18 protein-coding genes are annotated in these 16292 nt (G+C 44.8%); 14 read left to right on the top strand and 4 right to left on the bottom strand.

Features of this window, described 5'->3' with window-relative positions:
• The first annotated feature begins 6 nt into the window (after positions 1 to 6).
• Complete coding sequence (locus G5A70_RS02960) at positions 7 to 792, top strand: threonine/serine exporter family protein (RefSeq protein WP_173747861.1); 786 nt, start codon at positions 7 to 9, stop codon at positions 790 to 792.
• A complete protein-coding gene (locus G5A70_RS02955; RefSeq protein WP_173747859.1) occupies positions 789 to 1259 on the top strand; it encodes a threonine/serine exporter family protein in 471 nt (156 codons plus the stop codon). Before G5A70_RS02960 ends, G5A70_RS02955 begins: the two co-directional genes overlap by 4 nt.
• A 22-nt stretch (positions 1260 to 1281) precedes the next feature.
• On the opposite strand, the gene arcC is transcribed toward G5A70_RS02955, so the two are convergent.
• Together arcC and G5A70_RS02945 are read right to left on the bottom strand one after the other, a co-directional pair.
• Entirely contained in the window at positions 1282 to 2214 is a 933-nt protein-coding gene (gene arcC / locus G5A70_RS02950; protein ID WP_173747857.1) for a carbamate kinase, read from the bottom strand.
• Between the two features lie 233 nt (positions 2215 to 2447).
• Complete coding sequence (locus G5A70_RS02945) at positions 2448 to 3479, bottom strand: M42 family metallopeptidase (RefSeq protein ID WP_173747855.1); 1032 nt, start codon at positions 3477 to 3479, stop codon at positions 2448 to 2450.
• A 137-nt stretch (positions 3480 to 3616) separates the two neighbouring features.
• Between G5A70_RS02945 and G5A70_RS02940 the strand changes: the two genes are divergently transcribed.
• From G5A70_RS02940 to G5A70_RS02905, 8 genes are all read left to right on the top strand, one after another.
• Positions 3617 to 4165: a GNAT family N-acetyltransferase gene (locus G5A70_RS02940; protein WP_173747852.1), complete on the top strand. Its 549-nt coding sequence runs from the start codon at positions 3617 to 3619 to the stop codon at positions 4163 to 4165.
• 70 nt (positions 4166 to 4235) lie between these two features.
• Positions 4236 to 5399, top strand: a complete 1164-nt coding sequence (locus tag G5A70_RS02935; RefSeq protein ID WP_173747850.1) for an FprA family A-type flavoprotein — start codon at positions 4236 to 4238, stop codon at positions 5397 to 5399.
• A 39-nt stretch (positions 5400 to 5438) separates the two neighbouring features.
• A complete protein-coding gene (gene nrdR, locus G5A70_RS02930) occupies positions 5439 to 5888 on the top strand; it encodes a transcriptional regulator NrdR (protein ID WP_173747848.1) in 450 nt (149 codons plus the stop codon).
• A 264-nt stretch (positions 5889 to 6152) separates the two neighbouring features.
• Positions 6153 to 7727: an ABC transporter substrate-binding protein gene (locus G5A70_RS02925; protein WP_173747846.1), complete on the top strand. Its 1575-nt coding sequence runs from the start codon at positions 6153 to 6155 to the stop codon at positions 7725 to 7727.
• A gap of 38 nt (positions 7728 to 7765) precedes the next feature.
• On the top strand, positions 7766 to 8710 hold the full coding sequence (locus tag G5A70_RS02920; RefSeq protein ID WP_173747844.1) for an ABC transporter permease: 945 nt from the start codon (positions 7766 to 7768) through the stop codon (positions 8708 to 8710).
• Between the two features lie 11 nt (positions 8711 to 8721).
• Positions 8722 to 9528, top strand: coding sequence for an ABC transporter permease (locus G5A70_RS02915; RefSeq protein WP_173747842.1), 807 nt, complete (start codon positions 8722 to 8724; stop codon positions 9526 to 9528).
• Position 9529: 1 nt separating this feature from the next.
• The gene (locus G5A70_RS02910; RefSeq protein ID WP_173747840.1) at positions 9530 to 10351 is read left to right on the top strand and encodes an ABC transporter ATP-binding protein; all 822 of its coding nucleotides are present in this window, start codon (positions 9530 to 9532) and stop codon (positions 10349 to 10351) included.
• Complete coding sequence (locus G5A70_RS02905) at positions 10348 to 11061, top strand: ABC transporter ATP-binding protein (RefSeq protein WP_173747838.1); 714 nt, start codon at positions 10348 to 10350, stop codon at positions 11059 to 11061. Before G5A70_RS02910 ends, G5A70_RS02905 begins: the two co-directional genes overlap by 4 nt.
• An 84-nt stretch (positions 11062 to 11145) precedes the next feature.
• On the opposite strand, the gene G5A70_RS02900 is transcribed toward G5A70_RS02905, so the two are convergent.
• Positions 11146 to 11658: a DUF4364 family protein gene (locus G5A70_RS02900; protein WP_173747836.1), complete on the bottom strand. Its 513-nt coding sequence runs from the start codon at positions 11656 to 11658 to the stop codon at positions 11146 to 11148.
• Between the two features lie 3 nt (positions 11659 to 11661).
• Positions 11662 to 12591 (bottom strand): TIGR01212 family radical SAM protein, encoded by a 930-nt coding sequence (locus G5A70_RS02895; protein WP_173747834.1) that lies wholly within the window; start codon positions 12589 to 12591, stop codon positions 11662 to 11664.
• A 137-nt stretch (positions 12592 to 12728) separates the two neighbouring features.
• Between G5A70_RS02895 and G5A70_RS02890 the strand changes: the two genes are divergently transcribed.
• The 4 genes from G5A70_RS02890 to G5A70_RS02875 all read left to right on the top strand — a co-directional run bounded on the left by G5A70_RS02890 (position 12729) and on the right by G5A70_RS02875 (position 16283).
• Positions 12729 to 13310 carry a DUF4317 family protein gene (locus G5A70_RS02890; protein WP_173747831.1) on the top strand — a complete coding sequence of 194 codons (582 nt, stop codon included), beginning with the start codon at positions 12729 to 12731 and terminating at the stop codon, positions 13308 to 13310.
• 42 nt (positions 13311 to 13352) lie between these two features.
• The gene (locus G5A70_RS02885) at positions 13353 to 13976 is read left to right on the top strand and encodes a transporter substrate-binding domain-containing protein (RefSeq protein ID WP_226853474.1); all 624 of its coding nucleotides are present in this window, start codon (positions 13353 to 13355) and stop codon (positions 13974 to 13976) included.
• 176 nt (positions 13977 to 14152) lie between these two features.
• Entirely contained in the window at positions 14153 to 14770 is a 618-nt protein-coding gene (locus G5A70_RS02880; RefSeq protein WP_173748014.1) for a DUF4867 family protein, read from the top strand.
• A 34-nt stretch (positions 14771 to 14804) separates the two neighbouring features.
• A complete protein-coding gene (locus G5A70_RS02875; RefSeq protein WP_173747830.1) occupies positions 14805 to 16283 on the top strand; it encodes an L-fucose/L-arabinose isomerase family protein in 1479 nt (492 codons plus the stop codon).
• Positions 16284 to 16292: the final 9 nt, after the last annotated feature.

The raw sequence follows: 16292 nt of genomic DNA, 5'->3' as shown, positions 1-16292 counted from the left end.
ATCTGTATGAAAAGTTATGATAAAAAAGTATTAGACCTGTCCATGGAGGCAGGTCGTATTCTTCTGGACGCAGGTGCGGAGATTTTTCGTGTGGAAGAGACGATTGAAAGAATTTCCAGGGCCTTTGGCATAGAGAAGTGCAGCCCTTTTGTTATGAGCACGGGAATTTTTCTCACGGCAGAGAATGAAGAGGGGGAGATTTATGCCAGCGTAAAGCATATCCCCATTCAGGGTGCCAAACTCTATCGGGTGGCGGCTGTGAATCAGCTTTCCAGAGAAATTGTGGAAGGAAAGTATACCTTAGAAGAGGCGGAAGAACGTCTGGAGATTATTAAAAATATGCCGGGAAAACGCCCGTTGGTGCGGATTCTTTCGGCAGGGCTGGGTTCCGGCAGCTTCTGTTACCTGTTGGGAGGAAAATTTACGGATATGTTTGCCGCTTTTCTGTCCGGTGTACTTTTATATGCAATTCTGGCCCTTATAGACAAAAGGGAGAAAAAAACTTCAAAAATCGTGGTGAACTGTATTGGCGGTTTTTGTGTTTCTCTTTTTGCAGTGCTTTTTTACCGCCTGGGACTCGGAAATGCGCCTGGAAAAATTCTGGTAGGCTCTGTCATGCCTCTGGTTCCCGGCGTCTCTTTGGTCAATGCAGTCCGGGATTTTGCGGAAGGAAACTATATTGGCGGCGGAGTGCGTTTTTTGGATGCCCTTATGGTGGCTCTGGGAATTTCTCTGGGCGTGGGTCTGATGTATATTTTATACTATCGCTTGACGGGAGGAATTATCTTATGATATGGGAAGGGCTTTTGCAGTTTTTGGCCGCAGGCTTCGGAACCATGGCGTTTTCCGTTTTGTTTTCCGTGCCGAGAGAGCATTATCCCCTGTGCGTCTTCATTGGCGGTGCAGGCTGGTTTATCTGCTGGGGGATGATAAATATTTTTCATACAGGAGCCGTGGAGGCCAATTTTGCAGCAACAGTTTTTATTACCCTGGCTTCCAGAATCGGAAGCACAGTAAAGAAATGTCCGGTAACTCTGTTTCTCATTGCAGGAATTTTTCCTGAGGTGCCGGGAATCGGTATTTACAGAACTATTTATTACAGTATGCTGGACAATCGGGAATTGAGTCTGCACTATGGAAGAGAGACATTGGGAATTGCCATTGCCATGGTGCTGGGCATTATTCTGGTGTTTGAAATTCCCCAGAAGACAATTAACAGAATTTTTGGAAAGAACAGAAAAGCCTGCGGCAGCTCCTAAGCTTTATGCCGCAGGCTTCTTTTTATGCTGTAATAACAGTGCCTGTTTTTTCAAGATATCCTTCTTTTGCTTTTCCAATAGAGGTAATGACAGCTGTGCGTCCCGGTTTTCCTTCTACAAATTCGATGGAAGCCTGAATTTTAGGAAGCATGGTGTTGTCTTCAAAGTGTCCTTCCTCCATGTAAGCCTTCAGTTCGCTGACAGAAACTCTGCCCAGCTGCTTTTCTGTCTCAGAATGATAGTTGACAGAGGCATTTTCCACACTGGTGAGAATCAGAAGCTCGTCCGCGTCCAAAAGGCAGGCAAGTTTGCCGCTGATAAGGTCTTTTTCAATGACTGCGCTGGCTCCAGTCAATTCTTCGTCCTGCTCTAATACAGGAATACCGCCGCCGCCGGCAGCAATGACAATCTGACCTGCGTCAGACAGAGCCTTAATGGCATCTATTTCAATGATTTTTTCCGGCAGGGGTGCTGCCACAATACGCCGGTAGCCATTTTCTGTCTTGGTGACATAGTTGCCTTTCTTTTCTTCGTTTTCCGCTTCTTCTTTTGTCAGAGTTCTTCCGATGACTTTTATCGGTTCGTGGAAGGCATCATCGTAAGGGTCTACGGTTACCTGGGTCAAAATGGTGCTCACTGGTTTGTAGATACCTCTTCTGAGCAGTTCAGCCCTGAGGGCATTCTGAATGTCATATCCAATGTAGCCCTGGCTCATAGCAGAACATACGGACATAGGCACTGCCGTATAAGCCGGATGTACCTTGCCAAATTCATTCATAGCTGTATGTATCATACCGATTTGGGGTGCATTGCTGTGAGTAATTACAATATCCGCACCGGCTTCTACCAGGTCTGCAAGAACCTTTGCTGATGCTTTTACCGCTTCCTTCTGTTCCGGAAGGGTGGTACCCAGTGCTCTGTGGCCTAAAGCGACCACTACTTTTTTTCTGGTCATAATCTGGTCCCTCTTTCTTTCAAATAAAAACTTATAGAAAGATTATATCCATTCCCCGCTGGAAAAGCAATAGAAAAAACCCGATACCGAAGTACCGGGCTTTTTCAACTTGAGGGGGGAGATAGTGAGTGGTTTATCAACTATCCAAAACCTATTATAAGGAGAAAATGTTAGTAAAATATGTCTGTTTTATAAAAAAAGTGGAAACTTTATTTATAAATTTTAAAACGTATCTATCCCAAATAGGCTTTTAACAGTAAAAAGGTGTTTTTTACACCGTCGATGTGGCTTCTCTCATAACCGTGGGAAGCGTAAACACCGGCGCCGATGAGTCCGTGGCGGACGTCATATCCGGCCCGCAGAGCAGCTTCGGCGTCAGAACCGTAGTGGGGATAGACGTCAACGGCGAAATCCAGATTTTCTTTTCTGGCGGCTTCTATGAGACTGCTGACTAAGTCATAAGTATAAGGGCCGCCGCTGTCCTTGGCGCAGATAGAAACCTGATATTCTTTACATTCCAGTCCTTCACCTACACAGCCCATATCCACGGAAAGCACTTCTGTGACACCTTGGGGAATAGAAGCGGCGCCGCCATGGCCGACCTCTTCGTAAACCGTGAAGTGCTGATAGAGTTTCCGTTCTGTGACAATGTTCTCTTCTTTCAGATAAGCAGCATAGCCAAGCAAAATCGCTGCACTGAGTTTATCGTCCAGGAAACGGCTTTTGATGTAGCCGCTGTTGGTAATGGTTGTCCGGGGGTCAAAGGCTACAATGTCGCCGGTCATGATTCCAAGGGCCTGGGTATCTTCTTTGGTAGTTACCTTTTCGTCCGGCAGCACTTCTACGGTATCAAAGGTTCGTCCTGTCTCGTCGTATTTTCCGTTTACATGGACCGAGGCATCGCAGAGCTGACAGGTGCCTTCATAAACCTTTCCGGAACGGGTGATAATACGGCAGTTTTCCGCCTCCGCATTGTTGGCATTCATACCGCCAAGCGGGGTAAGAGACAGACGGCCGTTTGCTTTAATTTCACGAACCATGGCGCCAAGGGTATCTACATGGGCTTCCAGAAAAACGGCATTTTCGGCGTCCCTGCCCCCAAGGTCTACCAAAACGCCGCCTTTAACGGTTTTCTGAGGCTGGTATCCCAAAGCCTGGTATTCCTTTATGAGATAATCGGTGACTTCTCTGGTGTATCCCGTAGGGCTGTCAATGGACAGCAGAGCTTTTAAGTGTTTCAGAATGATATCTGTATAAGTATTCATGTTCAAACCTCCTGCAATGTTGTAAGTCTATTGTAGAGGGTTTCTTTTACTGCGTCAAGAAGAGGAAGAATTGTATTGACATTTTAAGAGAAGTTTTGTAATATAGTAACAATTTAAGGAAAGAGGAGGAGTGGACTATGCGATACTACAGAAAAATAGCAGGTGAAAAAGTATATTTATCCCCCATGAATGCAGATGATGCAGAACAGTATACCGAGTGGCTGAACCGGCGTGATGTGACAGACAATGTAGGCAATACAGACCTTATGATGACGCTGGAAGGGGAGCGGGCCTGGATTTCCCAGGAGAGAGACCAGTATCAGTTTGCTATTGTAGAGCAGAGTTCCAACCGGCTTTTGGGAAACTGTGGGATTCAGAATATCAACTGGAGGAGAAGATGTGCGGAGATTGGGCTGTTTCTGGGAGAAGAGGAGAGCCGCGGAAAAGGATACGGACGTGAAGTACTGGAACTTTTGCAGGAATATGCGTTTGATGTGCTGAATTTACACAGTCTGTCTCTTCGGGTGTACAGCTTTAATACCCGGGCCATAAAGTGTTACGAAAAAGCAGGATTTTCCCACTGCGGAAGACTGCGGGAGGCTTATTATATCAATGGAATGTATCACGATATGCTTTTTATGGATATTTTAAAGGGTGAATGGCAAAAAAAACAAGAAAAGCGGTAGAAAAATTTTGATTTCCCATATATAATAGATATGATACGGATATATTATAGCCAAGGAGGAATTCAAACCCATGTATGATATGAAAATTTCTGATTCAGTTGTATTTATTGGCGTAAACGACAAGACCATTGATTTATTTGAAAGCCAGTATAAGGTTCCGAAAGGAGTTTCTTATAACTCTTATGTAATTTTAGATGAAAAAGTAGCAGTTATGGATACCGTAGATAAAAGAGCTACAGACCCGTGGCTGGAGAATCTGGACAAGGCTTTGGACGGACGCAGTGTGGACTATCTTGTGATTTCCCACCTGGAGCCGGATCACGCTTCCAACATTCAGCGTCTGGCAGAAAAGTATCCGGAAATGAAGCTGGTAGGAAATGCAAAAATTTTCTCTATGCTGCCGCAGTTCTTTGATTTTGATTTTTCTGAGAGAAAAGTAGTGGTAAAAGAAGGCGATACGTTAAGTCTGGGAAGCCATACCCTGCAGTTCTTTATGGCGCCTATGGTACACTGGCCGGAAGTTATGGTGGAATATGAGCAGTCCGAAAAGATTCTTTTCTCTGCAGACGGCTTTGGAAAGTTTGGCGCATTGGACGAAGAAGAGGACTGGACAGACGAAGCCAGAAGATATTTTATCAATATTGTAGGAAAATACGGTGTGCAGGTACAGAACTTATTAAAGAAAGCGGCAACTTTGGATATTCAGACTATCTGCCCGCTGCACGGACCGATTTTAAAAGAAAATCTGGGATTTTATATTGACAAATATCTGACTTGGAGCAGCTATGAACCGGAAGAAGACGGTGTTGTCATTGCGTATGCTTCTATTCACGGAAATACGGCAAAGGCAGCAGAAAAAATGGCTGAAATCCTGACCGATAAGGGGGAAAAGGCAGTAAGACTGTTTGATTTATCAAGAGATGATATGTCAGAAGCTGTTTCCTGCGCATTCCGTTATGACAAGCTGGTGGTTATGGCACCGACTTATGACGGTGCACTTTTCCCTGCCATGGAAGATTTCCTGTACCATCTGAAGGTGAAAACTTACAGAAAGAGAAAAGTGGGAATCGTGGAAAACGGTTCCTGGGCGCCTATGGCTGGTAAACTGATGAGAGCTTATTTGGAAGAGATGAAGGATATGGAAATCTGTGAGCCGGTTGTTTCGGTGAAATCTGTTATGAAGGAAGCAGATGTTCAGAATATGGAAACGCTGGCAGATGCACTTCTTGCTTAGTCACTGCCGGGGATATACAAAAGACAGGAGGGCTTTGTTATGAAGTGTCCGTTTTGCAATCAGGAGAATACAAGAGTCATTGATTCCAGGCCTGTGCCGGATAATAATTCCATCCGCAGACGGCGTCAGTGTGATGAATGTGGAAAGCGTTTCACTACTTATGAAAAGATTGAAACCATTCCGCTTACGGTTATCAAGAAAGACCAGAGCAGAGAGCAGTATGACCGTATGAAAATACAGGACGGCATTATGCGGGCCTGCTATAAGAGACCCATTTCCGTCAAAACCATTGAAAATCTTATGGACGAAATTGAGACAGAGATTTTCAACAAAGAGGAAAAAGAAGTTCCAAGCACACTGATTGGGGAAATTGTTATGGACAAACTCAAAGAATTGGATGCGGTGGCTTATGTTCGCTTTGCGTCTGTGTACAGGGAGTTTAAGGATATTGACACCTTTATGGATGAACTGAAAAAAATGATGAAATAGAAGTTTGTGCAAAAGTCCGTAAATACTGGGATGTCCCAGCATTTGCGGACTTTTAACATTTTGCTTATTGTTCTCCCAATTTGAAACAGCTTGTCTGGCAGAAAAGTCTTTACAGAATGCAATAAATATAGGAAATGAATAGGAATAGAATAGAAGCAAATTCTCTGTGTACCCCAAAAGATACTTGCATTTTCCCCTTACCATGTATAAAATAACCTTGACAATTACATAATGAGAGAACTGATATGTAAAAAGGAGATAGTCATGAAAAAAGTAAAAAGAATACTCATGTTGCTTTTGGTGATGACCCTTACTATTGTACTTGGCGGCTGCCAGGACGAAAAGGATGGGAACAAAGAATCTCAAAAAGACAGCAGTTCTCAGGAAACACAGGGAGAACCGACTATGGGCGGTTCTATAGTAGTAGGGATTCCTCAGGATTTGGAGGATAGTCTTGACCCACACAAATCGGTAGCGGCAGGAACGAAAGAAGTCCTATTCAACATTTATGAAGGTTTGGTAAAACCTGATGAACAGGGAAATTACACAGACGCAGTTGCGCAGTCCCATGAAATTTCAGAAGACGGAAAGGTGTATACCTTTGCTTTGAGACAGAATGTGAAATTTCACGACGGAACTACAGTGACCGCAGAAGATGTAAAATATTCGATTGAACGCTGCGCCGGTATCAGTGAGGGAACAACTCCGCTGGTAGCGGCGTTTTCTAATGTGGAGAAGGTAGAAATACCGGATGCACAGACGGTTGCCATTACATTAAAAGAGCCGGATACAGAATTTTTGGCTTATCTGACAGTGGCGATTGTTCCGCAACATGCAGCGGATTTGGACAAAAATCCGGTGGGAACAGGTCCGTTCCGGTATGTATCACGCTCTCCTCAGGAAAATATTGTAATAGAGAAATTTACAGATTACTGGGACAGCGAGCACCAGGCTTATCTGGACAAGGTAACCTTTAAAATTGCCGGAGACAGCAATGCCATTGTAACTGGATTAAAGAGCGGTTCCATAGATATGTATCCCAGAATCAATTCCACTCAGTCGGCTCAGCTTGCAGAGGATGAAGATTTGACCATTTATGAGGGAGGCATGAACCTGATTCAGGCGCTGTATTTGAACAATAAGGAAAAACCCTTTGATGATGTGAAGGTGCGTCAGGCTCTGTGCTATGCAGTCAACCGTCAGGAAGTGCTGGACATGATGGCAGACGGCAAAGGAACCATTATCGGCAGCAGTATGTTTCCTGCTTTTGAAAAGTACTATATGCCGGAATTGGCAGATAAATATCCGCAGGATATTGAGAAGGCAAAGCAGCTTTTAAAAGAGGCGGGTTATCCCGACGGATTTGAGATGACCATTACAGTACCAAACAACTATCAGCAGCATATTGACACGGCTCAGGTGCTGGCAGAGCAGTTAAAGCAGGTGGGCATTGACGCGCAGATTCAGCTGATAGAATGGGACAGCTGGCTCAGTGATGTGTATGCAGACCGAAAATTCCAGTCTACGGTTGTGGGAATTGACGCAGCTTATTTAAGCGGCAGAGCTCTTTTAGAGCGTTTTACCTCACAGGCAGGAACCAATTTTATCAATTACAGTAATCCGGAGTACGACAAGCTGTATGAGCAGGTGAAGAAGAGTACCAATGAGCAGGAACAAATAGAGCTGTATAAGAAAATGGAGACACTGTTAAGCGATGATGCAGCCAATGTCTATATTCAGGACATGGCGTCAGAAGTGGTACTGCGAAAGGACTACGGCGGCTATGTATTCTATCCGCTGTATGTGCTGGATATGGCAAAAATTTATAAAATCAAATAAGAATTAGAAAGAACAGGAGAAAAGGAGAAAGACAGAATATGAAATATGTGATTAAAAAAACAGGAACTCTCATTATAACGTTGTTGATTGTCTCATTCTTGTCTTTTTTTGCTTTCTCTGTAATTCCGGGAGACGCGGCAAGGTCAAAGCTGGGGACAGAAGCCACAGAGGAACAGGTAGAGGCCCTGCAAAAGGAAATGGGGCTGGATAAACCCATAGTGGTGCAGTATGGTATCTGGCTGAAAAATTTTGTGACAGGAGACATGGGAGAGTCCTACAGCTATTCCATGCCCGTGGACCAGATGCTGAAGGAAAAAATTCCGGTGACTATAACCATTACTCTGATGGCGTTTCTCATGATTCTGGCGCTGTCTGTGCCTTTGGGAATTTTTACGGCACAGCACGAGGGCGGCTGGCTGGACAGGATACTGATGGTTTTGAATCAGGTGGCCATGTCGGTGCCGGGATTTTTGCTGGGAATTGTTATCACCTATGTCTTCGGACTGGTGTTGAAGTGGTTTACACCCGGGGCTTATGTGGCGGCTTCGGAAGATTTTGCAGGGTTTCTGGGGTATCTCATAGCTCCCTGCGTGGCCATAGCCCTGCCCAGGTGTGCCATGGGTGTGAAAATGCTGCGAAGTTCTGTCATTTCTCAGATGGAAGCGGACTATGTGCGGACAGCTCTGGCCAGAGGAAATACGAAAAACAGAGTGATGTATCATCATGTTTTAAAAAATGCCCTGATTCCGGTGCTGACCTTCTGGGGCATGACCATTGCGGATATCATTGCAAACAGTATGATTATCGAGCAGGTTTTCACGATTCCGGGAATGGGAAGTTTGCTGATTTCCTCCATTTCCAACCGGGACTATCCGGTAGTACTGGGCATTATTGTACTGATTGCGGCTTTGGTGGTTGTGATTAACTTTATTGTGGATTTGCTGTACAGCAGGATTGACCCGCGTATCAGAATCCGGGAGTAAGGGGTGGAAAGATGAAGAAAAAACAGAAAAATTACAATTTGATTCTGGGGATTTTCATTGCCCTTTTTATGCTGCTGTTTCTTTTGGCGGGACTTTTTTATACGCCTTACGACCCGGACGCCATGAATGGGGCGGCCAAGTTTGCAGCTCCCGGTACAGAGCACCTGTTTGGGTGCGACCACTTCGGAAGGGATATATTAAGCCGGGTGATGAAAGGAACAGGAACAACTTTTTTTGTGGCAGTGTCCACAGTCGTGTTGGGCGGCGGAATCGGAATTCTGGTGGGAGCTTTTACCGGGTATTTCGGCGGCTGGGTAGATGAAGTGCTCATGCGGTTTAACGACGTGGTTTTTTCCTTTCCCCATATTCTGCTGGCTCTGGTGTTCATCGGAGTTTTGGGACCGGGTAAATACAATGTGATACTGGCACTTTCTGTTGTCTTTATTCCCAGCTTTGCCAGAATTACCAGAGGTGAATTTCTGGCTCAGAAGGAAATGGATTATGTGAAAAGCGCCCGTCTTATGGGGGTTTCTCATCTGCGGATTATGTTTGTGCACATTTTTCCAAATACACTGCCTTCCGTGCTTTCCATGGCTGCCATTGGTTTTAACAATGCGGTGCTGGCAGAAGCGGGTATGAGTTATCTGGGAATCGGTGTACAGCCTCCGGATGCCTCTCTTGGAAGAATGTTGTCAGAATCCCAGACGTATCTTATGAGCGCTCCATGGTGCGCCATTTTTCCGGGGCTTTGTATTTTGCTGCTGGCTCTTGGATTTTCTCTTTTAAGTGATGGACTTTTAAAGAAAGGCGGGAAATAATATGAGCTTGTTGGAAATCAGACATCTGCAGCTGAAATTTTACGATACACAGCCCCCTCTGGAGGTGGTAAAAGATGTTTCTTTTGCCATGAAGGAGGGAGAAATACTGGGCATTGTAGGAGAATCCGGTTCCGGGAAAACCCAGACCGCCCTGTCGGTTCTGGGACTGCTGAAAAAGCATGAGGAAATTTCTGCGGGCGAAATTCTCTTTGAGGGGAAAAATCTGGCAGAGTTTTCTCAAAAGGAACTGGAAGCTGTCCGGGGAAAAGATATCAGCATGATTTTCCAGGAGCCCATGACGTCTTTAAATCCTGTACTGCCTGTGGGGCAGCAGGTGGAAGAGGGCCTCAGGCTGCATACTTCCTATACAAAAGAGGAATGTAAAAAACGAGCCCTGGACATGCTGCGAGAGGTAGAATTAGCCGAAGTGGAGAATATTTACAACCGTTATCCCCATCAGCTTTCCGGAGGAATGAGACAGAGAATTATGATTGCAGCAGCCCTGGTGACAGAACCCAAACTTCTCATTGCAGACGAACCCACTACGGCATTGGATGTGACCATACAGAGCCAGATTTTGAAACTGCTAAAGAAAATCAATGAAAAACATCACACAGGAATTTTGTTTATATCCCATGATTTGGGTGTGATACGGCGGCTCTGTGACCGGGTGATTGTCATGAATCAGGGAAAAATTGTAGAAATGGGAACTGTGGAAGAGATTTTTCAAAAACCTCAGCAGGAATATACGAAAAAGCTGCTGGCCGCTGTTCCCACACGGGGAGAATCTCTGCGAAGAAGAAAAGGCGGTGAAACACAATGAAAAAGGTACTGGAAGTCAAACAGGTGTCTGTTTCTTATAAGGAAGGAAAAAGCCGGAAAGAAGTGTTAAAGGACATCAGCTTTGAAGTACGGGAAAACGAAATTCTGGGACTGGTAGGAGAGAGCGGATGTGGGAAATCCACACTGTCTAAGGCAATTTTGGGATTTGTAAAGACAGACGAGGGAGAGATTGTACATCATACAGAACGTCCCCAGATGATTTTTCAGGACCCTTTTTCTTCTCTGAATCCCAGTAAAAGGGTGGAATGGATTTTAGAAGAGCCTCTTCGTATGCAGAAAATACCAAAGGAACGGCGGAAGCAGAAGGTGCTTGCCATGGGAGAAAAGGTAGGGCTTACAACAGAGCAGCTTAGGCGCTATCCACGGGAGTTAAGCGGAGGACAGAGGCAGCGGGTGAGTATTGCTGCCGCGCTGATACAGGGAGCAAAATTTATCATTGCAGACGAGCCGGTATCTGCTCTTGATGTGACAATACAGAAGCAGATTATGGAACTTATGGTGCATCTGCAGGAGGAAATGGGGCTGTCCATTCTGTTTATATCCCATGATTTGAACGTGATTTATCAGATGTGTGACCGGGTGATGGTCATGAAGGACGGAAAAATAGAAGAACAGCAGGATACGGAAGACTTATTTGCTCATCCGAAATCTTCCTACACGAAGCTGTTGTTGGAGGGACTGCCCCAGTAAAACGAGGCTGCCCCATGAAATTGCAAGCAGGAATGGATAAAGATTCTTGGTATGCACTTCATGGGGCAGTCTCTGTTTTTACGGTTACAGCAGAAGCTCTATGAGATTTTCGTAGATATCCTGGCTTTTCTCTTTCCAGTTGAGACATACGGCAGAAGCGGCTTCTTCCGTGGGGACGGCAATGGTTAAGTCTACCATTGGGAAGTCTCTTTTTTTCAAACGGCAGCGTACCTGCCAGCCCCCTTCTTCGCCCTTGTAATAATCGGCAATGGCAGACAGTTCTTCCCGCATCTGTATAATGTTTTCCTGAAAGAAAGCAGAAATATCGGCCTTGATACCATCGGAAATCTGGTCTCCGAAGTAGGAGAGGGTCTGTTCTCCCTGCTCGGTAATCTGGAAGTAAGAGGAATTTCGTATGGTTTTCGCCTCTATGAGATTGGAGTCAATGAGTTCCGAAATAGCCTGCTGTAAGTGGAAATAATTGGTGTATCCTTTGTCCAGCACAAAGCCGGAAATCTGGGCATTGGTCAGGGGAAAGTCCACCTTTTCCAGCATATACAGAATAATCAGTTTATAGAGTGTAAGAGGTTCCGACATTTTTTAATCCTCCTTATATTGTTTTCCCTGATAGGAATTTCTGATTTTACATTCCCGGTGCAGGGTGTTCAGCACAGTCCTTTTTGCGCTGCTCCATAAAGGCGCCAGCAGCAGGTCTTTGGGACCGTCTCCGGTGAGCCGGTGAATGACAATTTCCGGTGAGAGGTGTTCCAGACAGTCTATGAGCAAATCCAGATACTCTTCCATGGAATACACCTGAAATTTCCCTGCCAGATAATCGTCAGCCAAATCTGTGCCCCTAAGCACATGCAGAAGCTGCAGCTTAATTCCCTGGATGTCCATGCGGTTTAAATAGTTCATGGTAGCCAGGATATCGCTCTGTGTTTCATGGGGAAGTCCTAAAATAGTGTGTACGATGACTTCCAGGTTTCGTTCTCTTAAGTTTTTTACAGCTGTATCAAAGCAGGATAAAGGGTAGCCTCTCCGGATGTAGCGGGCTGTTTTCTCGTGAATGGTCTGCAGTCCAAGCTCTACCCACACAGGTTTTATGCGGTTCAGTTCTTCTAAGAGGTTCAGGACATCTTCTCCCAGACAATCCGGGCGCGTTCCGATAGAGAGCGCCACTACGTCTGGATGGGAAATGGCTTCTGTATAGACGCTCCGAAGGTATTCCACCGGGGCATAAGTATTGGTGTATGCCTGAAAATAGGCGATAAAGCTGTCTGCGTTTCTCTTTGCCCGAATACTTTTCGTCTGCTTTTCTATCTGCTGGGTAATGGTATCTCTCCGGTCCCCTGCAAAGTCCCCGGAACCGCCAGCACTGCAGAAAATACAGCCGCGGCTGCCCAGAGTGCCGTCCCGGTTGGGGCAGGTCATGCCGCCGTTTAGGGCTGCCTTATATACCTTGCCGTGAAAGCGTTCTTTTAGCATAGAATCAAAAGAGTGGTATGGTTTTCCGTTCCAGTTTTTCATTTGCCAGCCTTTCTTCTTACGTTTTCTATATCTATCATACCATTGTGGAAAATCTTTTACAAGTGTGAGAAAATTCAGGATTGTTTTTACTGAGGGGATATATTAAAATGTATAAAACACAGAACAGGAGAAACACTATGCAAATCAATCGAGAAGACATGCTTTTGCTTACCAGGCGCATGACTCCAAAGCGCACGTCCATTACCAGAATCGCCGGGTGTTATGTTGACAGCGAAGGCTTTATAGACGGAACTTTTAATACAGATTTTTTGAAACTTTCTCCAAGCGACAAGGAGAAAAATCTGGCGCTTGCAAAGGCAATTCCTTTTGCAAAGACCAACGAAGAACTAAAGAGAGAAAAATTTTCCGAGAAAGAAATGGGAAAAGAGGGATTATGGCAGCTTCTTTGGGCTATTCGGGACTGCGGACTGAAAAACGACGCTCTGCTGGACCTTTTCTATGAGCGTGTCATAGAGCTGTGCCAATTACCTTACGACTATGCCATTTACCTCTTTCATGACTGCTATGACATTCCGGCTAAGGCCGCGGACCATGAAAGATTGGGAGAATCTGAGCAGATCTTTGAATATCTTATCTGCGCCGTCTGCCCTGTGTCCGGCGATTACGAGCCGGGGAAACCGGTAGGAGGATTTTTGTTCCCGGCCTTTGAGGACGGGGGATGTCTGCTGGAATATATGGATATTTACCGTGCGGATTGACAAATCCTTTCTTTCCGTGGTATGGTGGTCTGGAACAAATATGTGAAAACGGACAAAGCGGGAATGAACGATATGAAAAACCAGAACAATAGAACAAAAGAGAAAAATATATGGAAAAAAGGGACTGTCATCGGACTGCTTTGCGTGCTTTTTGTACAGATGCTGGCAGGCTGTCAGCTTCCGGGAAGTGAGGCAGAGCCGGTGGAAAAGGGGATGCTCAAAGTGGGCATGCATCTGGAAATTCCCTCTATGTGTTATCTGTCGGAAGATACGAATAAGCTGGAGGGATTTGATGTGGAACTGGCAGGCAAGCTGGCGGAAAAAATGGGATTGGAATTGGAAATTGTAGACACCTCAGAGGAAAATCTGCTGAAATCACTGGACGCAGATTTGTATGATTGTGTGATTTCCTCTGTGGGACTTTCAGACTGGAATGAAGCCCATTACTCCCACACCTCTCCCTATGCGGACATTTCTTCCGTGAAGGAAAAAACAGGACAGGATACCGAATATACAGAACTTGCGGTGTTTACAAAAAAAGGAAATCCTATGACAAAGAAGCTGGAAGAAAATCTTCAGGAATTAAAGAAAGACGGAACCTTAAAAGAACTTTCCCAGAAATATTTTGAGAAAGATATTACTGTGGCAGCACAGACAAAAGAATAGAGAAAATTTTATCTTTTCAAGAGGAGAATCATGGAAATATGCCCTATGATTCTCCTGTTTTTTTGTATAAAATTACGACGGATTTTTTCAAAAAACAACTTGATTTTTTGCAGGAGGAATGGTAGCATGAAGATATAGTTTAATGACTAAACTAAGTAAGGAGGTTTCAGTGCGTGATGAATATTTTGAAGGTTACAGACCCGGCCTTTCAAGCGTATGGCAAAGTAGTGGAGGGCATGGATGTATCTGAACTTCTCACAGCTTTAAAGGAAGTTCCACAGCCGGATGATGTGATTTATGTGGCATCGGACAGCAAGCTGGAAGCATGCGGCTGCTGTGAAGAGATTGGCAATAGTCTGTTTGGAGGAATGCCCATACAGATTGGATACTGCAGCGGCAGCAATTATCTGCTGAATGCAGTGGAGTATCACAGAGACTCTGAAGTGAATGTGGCTCTTACCGATTTGATTCTGATTCTGGGAAAAGAACAGGACATTGAAGAGGATTTTACATACGACACTTCTAAGATGGAGGCCTTTTTCATACCTGCGGGAACCGTGGTGGAAGTCTATGCCACAACACTGCACTATGCGCCGTGCAATGCCCATGAAAACAAGTTCTGCACTGCCGTTGTGCTGCCAAAAGGAACCAATACAGAAGCACCGAAAACCACGGGAAATACACCTGAGGATAAGTTGCTTTTTGCAAGAAACAAATGGCTCATTGCCCATAAAGAGGCAAACATTGAGGATGCTTTTGAAGGCTTAAAGGGCGAAAATTTATCTATAAAATAAGAGAGAATATGACAAGAATCAGGAGGAAAATACTATGAATTTATCAAATATGCCAGAATTAAAATTAGGAATCGTGGCAGTAAGCCGTGACTGTTTCCCAATGTCTTTATCTGAAAACAGAAGAAAAGCAGTTGTGGAAGCATATAAGAAAAACTTTGGCGGAGAAATCTACGAATGTCCTGTTGTTGTGGAAAGCGAAACCGATATGATGAAGGCTTCTAAGGATTTAAGAGAGGCAGGCTGCAACGCACAGGTAGTTTACCTTGGAAACTTCGGACCGGAAACAGAAGAAACCATGCTGGTAAAAGCATTCCACGGTCCGTCCATGGTAGTTGCAGCAGCAGAAGAAGGCAACCTGGTGCAGGGCAGAGGCGACGCTTACTGCGGTATGTTAAATGCAAGCTACAACTTAAAACTGCGTAACTTAAAAGCATACATTCCGGAATATCCGGTTGGAACTGCTGAAGAAGTAGCAGAAATGATTCATGAATTTGCACCGGTTGCAAGAGCATTAGTTGCGGTAAGAAACTTAAAAATCATCAGCTTTGGTCCTCGTCCGACCAACTTTCTGGCCTGCAATGCGCCTATTAAGAGATTATATGATTTAGGTGTGGAAATCGAAGAAAACTCAGAGTTAGACTTATTTGAAGCATTCAACAAACATGCAGATGACCCGCGTATTCCTGACGTAGTAAAAGAAATGGAAGCAGAGCTTGGTGAAGGCAACATGAAACCGGAAATTCTGCCAAAACTGGCACAGTACGAAATCACTCTTTTAGACTGGGTGGAAGCACACAAAGGCTGCAGAAAATATGTGACACTGACAACCAAATGCTGGCCTGCTTTCCAGACACAGTTTGGCTTTGTTCCATGTTATGTAAATAGCCGTCTGACAGACAGAGGCATTCCGGTTTCCTGCGAAGTAGATATCTGGGGAACTTTAAGCGAATATATCGGTACAGTTATCAGCCAGGATACCGTTACTCTGCTGGATATTAACAATACCGTTCCGGCATATATTTACGATGATGAAATCAAAGGAAAATACAACTATACACAGAAAGATACGTTTATGGGCTTCCACTGCGGAAATACAGCAGCAAGCAAGCTGACAGCATGTTCTATGAAATATCAGATGATTATGGCCAGAACTCTGCCGGAAGAAGTAACACAGGGAACTCTGGAAGGAGATATCATTCCGGGCGACATTACCTTCTATCGTCTCCAGAGCACTGCAGACTGCAAACTTCGCGCTTACATTGCACAGGGTGAGGTTCTGCCTGTAGCAACACAGAGCTTTGGCGGTATCGGTATCTTTGCAATTCCGGAAATGGGACGTTTCTACCGTCATGTACTGGTAGAGAAAAATTATCCGCACCACGGAGCCGTTGCTTTCGGACACTTTGGAAAAGCCCTGTATGAAGTATTCAAATACCTGGGTGTAGAGGTGGAAGAAATCAATTACAATCAGCCGAAGGGAACACTGTATCCGACAGAAAACCCATTTGCATAAAAGGAGAAA

The sequence above is a fragment of the Blautia hansenii genome, assembly GCF_013304445.1.
GTDB lineage: Bacteria > Bacillota > Clostridia > Lachnospirales > Lachnospiraceae > Blautia.
Note: the sequence above shows the minus strand (reverse complement) of the source record. Positions and strands in the feature narration are given on the sequence as shown.